Source organism: Dysosmobacter sp. (assembly GCF_034093755.1).
Taxonomy (GTDB): Bacteria; Bacillota; Clostridia; order Oscillospirales; family Oscillospiraceae; genus Oscillibacter.
Window position 1 is genome coordinate 1 of sequence record NZ_JAXEBZ010000056.1, and the last position, 10,734, is coordinate 10,734.

Annotated in this window: 6 protein-coding genes and 1 pseudogene; all 7 read right to left on the reverse strand. The window is 63.5% G+C overall.

Translation table 11 applies throughout. The features are described 5' to 3' along the window. Positions 1-58 precede the first annotated feature (58 nt). Positions 59-519: pseudogene (tnpA, locus tag SOX55_RS07720) on the reverse strand (IS200/IS605 family transposase). A gap of 184 nt (positions 520-703) precedes the next feature. Continuing rightward, a complete protein-coding gene (locus SOX55_RS07725) occupies positions 704-2,206 on the reverse strand; it encodes an alanine/glycine:cation symporter family protein (RefSeq protein ID WP_325286865.1) in 1,503 nt (500 codons plus the stop codon). A 179-nt stretch (positions 2,207-2,385) separates the two neighbouring features. Then, positions 2,386-3,072: a YoaK family protein gene (locus SOX55_RS07730; RefSeq protein WP_325286866.1), complete on the reverse strand. Its 687-nt coding sequence runs from the start codon at positions 3,070-3,072 to the stop codon at positions 2,386-2,388. A 101-nt stretch (positions 3,073-3,173) separates the two neighbouring features. Next, entirely contained in the window at positions 3,174-7,211 is a 4,038-nt protein-coding gene (carB, locus tag SOX55_RS07735; protein WP_325286867.1) for a carbamoyl-phosphate synthase large subunit, read from the reverse strand. Then, positions 7,211-8,281, reverse strand: a complete 1,071-nt coding sequence (gene carA / locus SOX55_RS07740; RefSeq protein ID WP_325286868.1) for a glutamine-hydrolyzing carbamoyl-phosphate synthase small subunit — start codon at positions 8,279-8,281, stop codon at positions 7,211-7,213. The genes carB and carA overlap by 1 nt, the downstream gene beginning before the upstream one ends. A gap of 259 nt (positions 8,282-8,540) precedes the next feature. Beyond that, positions 8,541-9,554, reverse strand: coding sequence for a cytidylate kinase-like family protein (locus SOX55_RS07745; RefSeq protein ID WP_325286869.1), 1,014 nt, complete (start codon positions 9,552-9,554; stop codon positions 8,541-8,543). A gap of 15 nt (positions 9,555-9,569) precedes the next feature. Next, a partial coding sequence (locus tag SOX55_RS07750) for a sodium:proton antiporter (protein ID WP_325286870.1) occupies positions 9,570-10,734 on the reverse strand: 1,165 nt, incomplete at its 5' end.

Here is a 10,734-nt window from a genome sequence, read left to right on the forward strand (position 1 = left end):
TATTACTAGCTCGCGCGTCACGTCGCGCAAGTACGATCCGCCAGCCGCGAAGGTTTTGCTACTTGCTACCCGTAAACGGGTTCTTTAAAAATTCCCCATCGTCAGTTGTTCTCCGGCCTTGTCTTCGTCCAACTGGTGCCGGATGTATTCTTCTATCTTTTTCGCATTCTTTCCCGCTGTATCCACATAATACCCTCTGCACCAGAACTCTCTGTTCCGATACTTGTACTTCAATTCCGGAAATTTTTCGTAGATCATCAGGCTGCTCTTCCCCTTCAGGTACCCCATAAAGCTCGATACTGCCACTTTCGGCGGTATCTCCACCAGCATGTGCACATGATCCGGACACACCTCTGCTTCTATGATCCTGATTTTCTTCCAGTTACACAGCGTTCGCAAAATCTCTCCGATTTCCCGTCGCTTTTCCCCATAAAATACTTTCCTGCGATACTTTGGTGCAAATACGATATGATATTTGCAATTCCAGCTCGTATGCGATAAACTATTTACGTCATTCACTGGATGACCTCCCTTTGCTTTTTTGTTGTGCAGTTGGCGGACCGCACTCTTACTTTAAAGCAAAGGGAGTCTTTCTGTCTACATCATCGCCATCAGGCTTCTTTTGAACCACTCGCCCAGCGAGTGGTTTTCTGATATACAAAAAACCGCCTCCGGACCGGAGGCGGTTTTCCTCATTTCCCTGTCATTTCCCGGCGGTCTCCCTGCCGCTGCGGGATGCCAGAGACTGTTCCTGCTCCGCCTGCACGTCGGCAAAGGCGGAGAGCATGGGCTTCACCTGCTTCCCCTGCAGGTTGCGTTCCAGATAGTTCTTCGTGATGGCGGCCACCGTACCGGACAGGGCCAGCACACCGATGAGGTTGGGAATGGCCATCAGGCCGTTGAGGGTGTCGGCAATGTCCCAGGCCAGGTTCTGGCCCATCACCGCGCCGCCGAAAGTGGCCGCGGTAAACACCACCTTATAGACCCAGGTAGCCTTCAGGCCCAGCAGATACTCGCAGGCCTTGCTGCCGTAGTGGCTCCAGCCCAGCACGGTGGAGAAGGCGAACAGCAGGATGGCCACGGCGATGAACATCTCGCCGGGGCGGCCGAACATGGCGCCGAAGGCGGCGGAGGCCAGGCCGGAGGACTCCACGCCCGCCGCCAGCTGGCCGGTGGCCAGGTCAATGTCGCCGGAGGCCAGAATGGAGACGGCGGTGAGGGTGCAGACGATGATGGTGTCGGCGAACACCTCGAAGATGCCCCACATGCCCTGCTGCACCGGCTCTTCCACGTTGGAGTTGGAGTGGACCATGACGGAGGAGCCAAGGCCCGCCTCGTTGGAGAACACGCCCCGCTTCATGCCCATGACCACCGCCTGCTTGAGGCCGAAGCCCACAATGCCGCCGCCCACGGCCTGCATGCCGAAGGCGCCCTTGAAGATGGACACAAAGATGGCGGGCAGCATGGTGAAGTGGGTCGCCAGAATGACCACGGAACCGGCGATGTAGAGAATAACCATGAAGGGCACGATCTTCTCGGTGACGGCGGCAATGCGCTTCAGACCGCCCAGCACCACCGCGCCCACGGCGATGAGGACGCCGATACCGGTGATCCAGGTGGGCACGCCGAAGGCGGAGCGCATGTTGCTGGCAATGGAGTTCACCTGGGTCATGTTGCCGATGCCGAAGGAGGCCAGGAAGCAGAACACGGAGAACAGCACCGCCAGCACCGTGCCGATGGCCTTACAGCCGGGCTTGCTGCCCAGACCGTCCCGCAGGTAGTACATGGCGCCGCCGGACCACTCCCCCGCCGCGTTCTTGCGGCGGTAATAGATGCCCAGAACGTTTTCGGAGTAGTTGGTCATCATGCCGAAAAAGGCGATGACCCACATCCAGAACACGGCGCCGGGGCCGCCGGAGGCGATGGCGCCCGCCACGCCCACGATGTTGCCGGTGCCCACCGTGGCGGCCAGGGCCGTGCACAGGGACTGGAACTGGGAAATGGACTTGTCCTTGGTGTGGGCAGTGACGTCCCGGTTGCCCACGATGCCGCCGACGGTCTTTTTCATCCAGTGGCCGATGTGGCGCAGCTGGAACACGCCGGTCAGCAGCGTCATCAGCACGCCTGCGACACCCATCAGAATCAGCATGGGCGGGCCCCAGACCCAACCGTTGATCAAACCGTTGATACTCTCAATAAGCTGCATAAATCTCTCTCCCTCCCGGGCTGTCCGACCGGCGGAAAGCCCGAAAAAACGTCAGGGACGCCTGGTATCCGCCCAAAAGCGGCACCAGACGTCCTTGTCATGCATTTATTTAACTACGTATTACTGTAAATTGTCAATTGGGAAAACTGCCCATTGCGCCGTTTCTCCCGTCGAAAAATTCATCCGTTTTCATAAATTTTCAACGATTGTCCCCGGCTCATGAGGAAAAACGCCGCCATCTGGAAGCAGACTGCCGTCAGAACGGCCCACTGTCCCCAACCGGCGGAGAGCAGGCCGCCCAGGGCCGCACCGGCCATGAAGCAGCCGATGACGCCGAAATACCGGAGGGCCTTGCCCACCAGCTTCCGCTCCCCGGTCCGCAGCCCCCGGTACAGCAGGTCCGTGCCGCTGCGGAGGTTGCCGGTGCACATGGTGCTGGCAAAGGGCTGGCCCCGCACCTTCCGGAAGGCCTCCACCTGCATGGCGCAGACGAAGGACACCATCACGTTCACCAGCCAGTCCGCCCCGCCCAGGGGCAGCGCGGCGGCCGCCGCCAGCACCAGCACCTCCAGCGCCAGCACCAGATGCCGCCAGTGGAACCGGCGGCTGGCGGGCAGGCGCTCCCGGATCAGCTCCGCCAGCACCACCCCCACCGAGAACGCCGTCACCGGCGCCAGATACCCCAGGGCCTCTCCCCACTGCTGCTCCGACAGCCGCACCGCCAGCAGCACCAGATTGCCGGTCTGGGCATTGGCGAACACCCCGCCCCGGCACACATAGGTATAGGCGTCCAGAAAGCCGCCGCTGATGGCCAGCAGCGCCGCCACCAGAAAGCTCTCCGACGGCTGAAGGGTCTGTTCCTCCATTTCCCTCTCTCCTTTCCGAAAAGGCAGCCGGCGCTGGTCACAGCGCCGGCTGCCGCAGGCTGTCGAAAAAGTCCGGAGGACGCTTCGACAGGCTCAGGTCATCAATATTCCGCGCTGCCCTCGTACACCAGCTTCGCGTCGCCGGTGAGGGTCACCTTTCCGTCGGTGTAGTTCACCACCAGGTCGCCGCCCCGGGCCTTGACGGTGATGTCCCGGCCCTTTTCACACAGGCCGTTGGCCACGGCGGCCGCCACCGCCGCGCAGGCACCGGAGCCGCAGGCCAGCGTCTCGCCGCTGCCCCGCTCCCACACCCGCATCTTGATGGTGCTGGGATTCACCACCCGGACAAACTCGGTGTTGACCCGCTCCGGGAAGTACTCCGCGTGCTCGAACTGCGGGCCGATGGCCGCCACGTCCAGCGGCTCCACCCGGTCGCAGAACACCACGCAGTGGGGGTTGCCCATGTCCACGCAGGTGATGCGGTATTCCCGGCCGCCGATGGTGACGGGATAGTCCACCACCTCTTTTTCCGGCAGGTTCAGCCGGAGGGCGGAGGTGTCCAGCGCGGCGTAGCCCATGTCCACGCAGGCGGAGGTCACCTTGCCGTTGGCCACGTACATCTCCACGGTCTTGACGCCCTTGTCCGTCTCGATGGTGACGCTGTCGCCCTGGACGAAGCCCTTGTCCCGCAGGTACTTGGCCATGCAGCGCAGGGCGTTGCCCGCCATCTGGCCCTCGGTGCCGTCGGCGTTGAACATCCGCATCCGGGCGTCGGCTTTCTGAGACTTCTCCATCAGCACGATGCCGTCGGCGCCGATGCCGAAGTGGCGGTCGCAGAAGGCCACGCACAGGGATTCGGGGCAGGTGATCTCCCCCCGGAAGTTCTCCAGGAAGATATAGTCATTGCCGCAGGTCTGCATCTTGGTGAAGCGCAGGGTCTGGCGCTCAGAGCGCAGGTGGCAGATGTCGATCAGCTCCGTGTTCTGCTGGGTGTAGCGGCTCTCCAGAATGTCCGTCAGGGCGGCGGCAGTGTCCAGAGAGGTGAGGCAGGGGATGCCCAGCTGGACGCAGCGGTGGTTCAGGTGGATGAAATCCCGGATGTAGGCCGGCTCCGTGGACCCGGTGAGGATCACGTAGTCGATGGCGCCCGCCTCCAGCAGCTCGAAGACGTGGTTGTCCCGGCCCAGCTTGCCCACCACTTCCACGTGGGTGCCCAGGCGGCCGATCTCCCGGGCGGTGCCGTCGGTGGCGTAGAGCTTGTAGCCCAGGTCATCCAGCTTTCGGGTGATGGACACCACCTCCGGCTGGTCCCGGCGGTTGACGGAGATGAGGATGCCGCCCCGCTGGGGCTTTTCCAGCTGGTAGCCGGCGGAGATGAGGCCCTTGAACATGGCCTCCTGCAGGTTCTTGCCCAGACCCAGCACCTCGCCGGTGGACTTCATCTCGGGAGACAGGGCGGCGTTGGCGTCGGTGATCTTCTGGAAGGAGAACACGGGGACCTTCACCGCCACGTAGGGGGGCTGCTGATAGAGGCCGGTGCCGTAGCCCAGGGACTTCAGGGGCTGGCCCACCATGACCCGGGTGGCCAGGTCCACCATGGGCACGCCGGTGACCTTGGAGATGTAGGGCACCGTGCGGGAGGCCCGGGGGTTCACCTCGATGACGTACAGCTCGCCCTGGTAAATGAGGTACTGGATGTTGATGAGGCCCTGGGTTTTCAGGCTCAGCGCCAGCTTCTCGGAGCAGTCGATGATGGTGTGAAGCATCTTGTCGCCGATGGAGAAGGGCGGGTAGACGGCGATGGAGTCGCCGCTGTGGACGCCGGTGCGCTCAATGTGCTGCATGACGCCGGGAATCAGCACGTCCACGCCGTCGGAGATCACGTCCACCTCCAGCTCGGTGCCCATCAGGTACTGGTCCACCAGAACGGGGTTTTCGATCTTGCCGGAGAGGATGATCTCCATGTACCGGCGGACCTCCTCGTCATTGTGGGCGATGACCATGTTCTGGCCGCCGATGACGTAGGAGGGGCGCAGCAGCACGGGATAGCCCAGGTCGTTGGCGGCCCGCAGAGCCTCTTCCAGACCCAGGACGCCCCGGCCGGCGGCCCGCTTGATGTGGAACCGCTCTAGCAGCTCGTCGAACCGCTCCCGGTCCTCCGCCATGTCGATGGACTCGGCGGAGGTGCCCATGATGCGCACGCCGTGGCTGTCCAGATACTTGGTGAGCTTGATGGCCGTCTGGCCGCCGAAGGCCACCACCACGCCCACGGGCTTCTCCACGTCGATGATGCTCATCACGTCCTCCGGGGACAGCGGCTCGAAGTACAGCCGGTCGGCGGTGTCATAGTCGGTGGAGACGGTCTCCGGGTTGTTGTTGACGATGACCACCTCGTAGCCCAGCTGCTTCAGCGTCCAGACGCAGTGGACGGAGGAGTAGTCAAACTCGATGCCCTGGCCGATGCGGATGGGGCCGGAGCCCAGCACCATGATGACGGGCTTGCCGCTGCGGGGGAAGCTGCGGGCCTCGCAGTCCTCGTCGGCGGTGGAGTAGAAGTAGGGGGTCTCGGCGTCATACTCGGCGGCACAGGTGTCCACCATCTTGTAGACGGCGGTTTTGTGGGCGCAGGGCAGCTCCGCCGCGCCGGTGAGCCGCAGCAGCGTGGCATCGGGGTAGCCGAACTGCTTGCCCTGGCGGTAGGTCTCCTCCGTCAACCCCTCCGCCGCCAGGCGCTTTTCGAAGTCCGCCAGGCGCTGGATGTGGGACAGGAACCAGATGTCGATCTGGGTGATCTCGTTGATGGTCCGCAGGGAGACGCCGGCTTTGATGGCCTCGAAGATGGTGAACAGGCGGTGGTCATCCACCCGGGCCAGCCGCTCCTCGATGGGGGCGTCATCGCCGTCATCGGGCTTCCGGTTCAGGGTGTCCATGCCAATCTCACAGCCCCGGACGGCCTTCATCAGGGCCATTTCGAAGCTGGGGGCGATGGACATGACCTCGCCGGTGGCCTTCATCTGGGTGCCCAGCTTCCGGGAGGCGTCGGCGAACTTGTCGAAGGGCCACTTGGGCATCTTCACCACGATGTAGTCCACGGTGGGCTCGAAGCAGGCCACGGTGGTGCCGGTGATGTCGTTTTTCACCTCGTCCAGGGTGTAGCCCAGGGCCAGCTTGGCGGTCATCTTGGCGATGGGGTAGCCGGTGGCCTTGGAGGCCAGGGCCGAGGACCGGGACACCCGGGGGTTCACCTCGATGACGGCATACTCAAAGCTGTTGGGGTTCAGGGCCAGCTGCACGTTGCAGCCGCCCACGATGCCCAGGTGGTTCACGATGTCCAGGGCAGCGGTGTGGAGCATGGAATACTCCTGATTGGCCAGGGTCTGGGCGGGGGCCACCACGATGGAGTCGCCGGTGTGGACGCCCACCGGGTCCACGTTTTCCATGGAGCAGATGGCAATGGCGTTGCCGGCGCTGTCCCGCATGGTCTCAAACTCGATCTCTTTCCAGCCGAAGATGGCCTTCTCAATCAGCACCTGGGTGATGGGAGAGGCGTCCAGGCCCGTCTGGGCGATGATCCGCAGCTCCTCGGCGTCCTTGGCGGCGCCGCCGCCGCCACCGCCCAGGGTGAAGGCGGGCCGGACGATGACGGGATAGCCGATGCGGTCCGCCACGGCCAGGGCGCCGGCCACCGTCTCCGCCACGTCGGAGGCGATGAGGGGCTGGCCGATTTCCATCATGGCCTCCTTGAACAGCTCCCGGTCCTCCGCCTTGGAGATGGCGGCGGCGGAGGTGCCCAGCAGACGCACGTTCTGCTCCTGCAGGAAGCCCTCCTTGTCCAGCTGCATGGCCAGGGTCAGGCCGGTTTGGCCGCCCAGCCCCGCCAGCAGGGCGTCGGGCTTCTCCTTGCGGATGATGCGCTTGATGGTGTCCATGGTCAGGGGTTCCAGATAGATCTCATCCGCCATGGCCTGGTCGGTCATGATGGTGGCGGGGTTGGAGTTGCACAGCACCACGTCCACCCCGGCCTCTTTCAGCACGTGGCAGGCCTGGGTGCCGGCGTAGTCGAACTCGGCGGCCTGGCCGATGACGATGGGGCCGGAGCCGATGACAAGAACTTTCCTGATACTGGTATCCAGAGGCATTACAGGGCACCACCTTTCATCAGATCCGCAAAGCGGTCAAACAGGAGATTCGCATCCCTGGAACCGGAGCTGAGCACCGGGTCAAACTGCACGGAGAAGGCCCGCAGCTCCGGGTAGTCGATGCCCTCCCAGGCGCCGTCATTGGCGTTGACGAAGCGGACCACGCCGCCGGGCACGGAGCCGGGGGTCACGGTGTAGTTGTTGTTCTGGCTGGTGATGTGGGTCCGGCCGGTCACCAGGTCCCGGGAGGGCTGGTTGCCGCCGTGGTGGCCGCATTTCAGCTTCTCCGTGCGGCCGCCGGCGGCCAGCGCCATCAGCTGATGGCCCAGGCCCACGCCAAACACGGGCTTCTTCCCCAGCAGCTTTTTCACCTGCTCCGCCAGGAAGGCGTTCTCCGCCGGGTCGCCGGGGCCGGCGGACAGCACCACGCCGTCAGGCCCGTCCGCCAGAATCTCCTCCGCCGTGACGGAGGCGGGCAGCACCGTCACGGTGCAGCCCATAGCCTGCAGTCCCCGGATGAGGCTGCGCTTCACGCCGCAGTCCACCAGGCTCACCCGGAACCGCTCCTCCCCCTCCGCGGGGCACACGGTGAGGGACGTGCCGGTGACGGACTTCACCGCGTCACGGACGCGGTAGTCCTTCAGGGCCGTCAGGTCGGCGGGGATTTCATCGCAGATGGCGGCGTTCATGGTCCCCTCCTCCCGCAGGATGCGGGTCAGCTCCCGGGTGTCCACGCCGTACAGGCCGGGAACGCCCTGGTTCTTCAGGAAGGTGTCCAGATCGTACTGAGTACGAAAATTCGAGGGCACGTCACACCATTCCCGGACCACGTAGCCACGGGCGGCGCACTTTCCCTCGAAATCCTCTTCCATAATTCCATAATTGCCGATGAGCGGATAGGTCTGCATCACGATCTGTCCGGCATAGCTGGGGTCCGTCAGTGTCTCCACATAACCGACAACGCCGGTGTGAAACACCAATTCGCCGACAGCGTCACTGTCGGCGCCAAAGCGATAGCCCTGCAATGCCCGGCCATTTTCCAATACGAGATACGCCTTTTTCATGGTCATTCCCCCGTTTTCATATTTTTGGCACAGTCCTGTATATTATCCGATATTTTTCCCGGTCCGTCAACATTTTCCGTGGAATTTTCCCCCGGTTTTCCCGGAAAGATTTTGCCGGAGACCGCCCCGTTCTTTTGTGCAAAAGCCCCAAGCGCCCCCGCCGGCGGCTGTTTTTCAGCCAGAGACAGGCCCGTCCGCCCGCCGCGGACGGGAAAAGGCGGACACCCGACAGGTGTCCGCCCCGGCGCCGGAAATCCCGGCAGTCTTACCGTTTTGTATGCTTTTCGATGATCCGGCGGATCAGCTGCACGGAGCCCTCGATGCCGTAGCTGGCGCTGTTGATGCACAGGTCATAGTTGACGGAGTTGCCCCACTGGCGGCCGGTGTAGAACTGGTAATACTTCCGGTGGCGGCGGTCCAGCTGGCGCAGCAGCTTGCAGGCGTTCTTGTAGCTCAGGTCGTCGGTCTCCATGACCCGGCGGGCCCGCAGCTCAAAGGGCGCGTTGATGAAGATGCTGATGTGGGGGATGCGCTGGTTGGTGAGGATCACGTCGGCGCAGCGGCCCATGATGACGAAGTCCTCCCGCTGGGCCATCTCGTGGAGCAGGTCGCTCTGGTTGAAGAACACCGCGTCCTCCTTGGGCAGGCCGTGGTAGCGGTTGAACTCCCGCAGCCTTTCCCGGAAGGACCGCTCCTTCACCCCCTCGGGGGTCTGGTTCAGGTTCTGCTTATGGGCAAAGCTGGCCCGGTCCACCACGTCCTCCTTGTCGGCCTCCAGCCGCTCCAGCACCTCCGTGAAGATCTCCGTGTCATAGTAGTTGATCTTCAGGGCGTCCGCCAGGGCGAAGCCGATGTCGGTGCCGGCGGAGCCGTAGGTGCGGCCGATGCAGATGATCAGGTGGTTATCCTCCCCGAACCGGCCGGATAGGTGGGCGCTGGAGTTGAGGCTGGCCAGCCCCTCGTCCAGAATGTCGCCGGCGGCGAAGCTGTTGGGCAGAGCCTCCACCTGCTTGAGGATGGCGTCATACTCCCGCATCAGCCGGGACCGCTCCTCCTTGTCCTGGATGGTGCGGGCCATGTTGCCGATGAGGGCGATCTCGCTGCGCAGCACGTGGCCGTCGGGCTGGGCGGTCATGTAGTGGACCATCTCCCGGACCCGGGCCTCCCGGCTGCCGCTGAACACCCGGCCCAGGCCGGAGCCCAGCACCCGGTACACCTCCGTATCCAGGTCATAGATGCGGCCGGCCAGTTCCGTCAGTTTTTTACTGTCTTCTCTCATTGTCCCGTCGCCTCCTTACCGGAAAAAGATGAGGGCGTCCAGCAGGAACACCGGCCCCAGAAACGCCAGGGACCACAGCAGATACCCGAAGAAGGAGGGCATCCGGACACCGTTTTCGTCGGAGATGGCTTTCACCATGAAGTTGGGGGCGTTGCCGATGTAGCTGTTGGCGCCCATGAACACGGCACCGGCGGAGATGGCGGCCAGGGTGGGCGCCATGTCGGTCATCAGGTGCACGGGGTCGCCGCCGGCGGTGTTGAAGAACACCAGGTAAGTGGGCGCGTTGTCCAGGAAGCTGGACAGGACGCCGGTCAGCCAGAAGAACATGTAGTTCACGGGCTCGCCGTCATGGAAGACCATGTTGATGACACCGGCCAGGGCGCCGTCGGTACCGGCACGCAGGATGGCCAGGGCGGGGATCATGCTCAGGAAGATGCCCAGGAAGAGCTTGGCCACTTCTTCGATGGGGGCCCAGGAGAAGCCGTTGAGTTCACGGCACTGGCGGGTGGTGAACTTCCAGGACAGACCGGCCAGGCAGAGCAGCAGGATGTCGCGCAGCAGGTTCTGGCCATCGATGCCCACGCCGTGGATGTTGATGGCTTCGCCGAGGTCGATCATGCCGGAGACCAGCACGCAGAGCACGATGCCCAGCAGGAAGAGCAGGTTGATGGAGCCGTCGAGGCCCAGCTTTTCTTCCACCTTGTTGGGATCATGCGGGGGCTGGGGACGACCTTCACGGCCGTACAGGACGGTATCAAGCACGAAGTAGATGCCCAGCAGGGCCAGAGACATGAAGCAGGTCTTCACGAACAGGTTGGTGGTGGTCCAGAAGAAGCTCACGCCCTTCAGGTAGCCCAGGAACAGCGGCGGGTCGCCCAGGGGAGTCAGGGAGCCGCCGATGTTGGCCACCAGGAAGATGAAGAAGACCACGGAATGCACACGGTACTTGCGGTGGGCATTGGCGCGCAGCAGGGGGCGGATCAGCAGCATGGCGGCACCGGTGGTGCCCATCCAGCTGGCCAGGATGGTGCCCACGGCCAGGATGCCGGTGTTGACCACGGGGGTGCCCACCAGCGAGCCCTTCAGGCGCACGCCGCCGGCCACGGTGAACAGGGCGAACAGCAGCACGATGAAGGGGATGTACTCCAGCAGGATGGCATGGAGGAATTCATAGAAGGCC

Coding starts and splice junctions, on each gene's coding strand:
- SOX55_RS07725 (WP_325286865.1), bottom strand. CDS start 2,206: ATGCAGCTTATTGAGAGTATCAACGGTTTGATCAACGGTTGGGTCTGG.
- SOX55_RS07730 (WP_325286866.1), bottom strand. CDS start 3,072: ATGGAGGAACAGACCCTTCAGCCGTCGGAGAGCTTTCTGGTGGCGGCG.
- carB (WP_325286867.1), bottom strand. CDS start 7,211: ATGCCTCTGGATACCAGTATCAGGAAAGTTCTTGTCATCGGCTCCGGC.
- carA (WP_325286868.1), bottom strand. CDS start 8,281: ATGACCATGAAAAAGGCGTATCTCGTATTGGAAAATGGCCGGGCATTG.
- SOX55_RS07745 (WP_325286869.1), bottom strand. CDS start 9,554: ATGAGAGAAGACAGTAAAAAACTGACGGAACTGGCCGGCCGCATCTAT.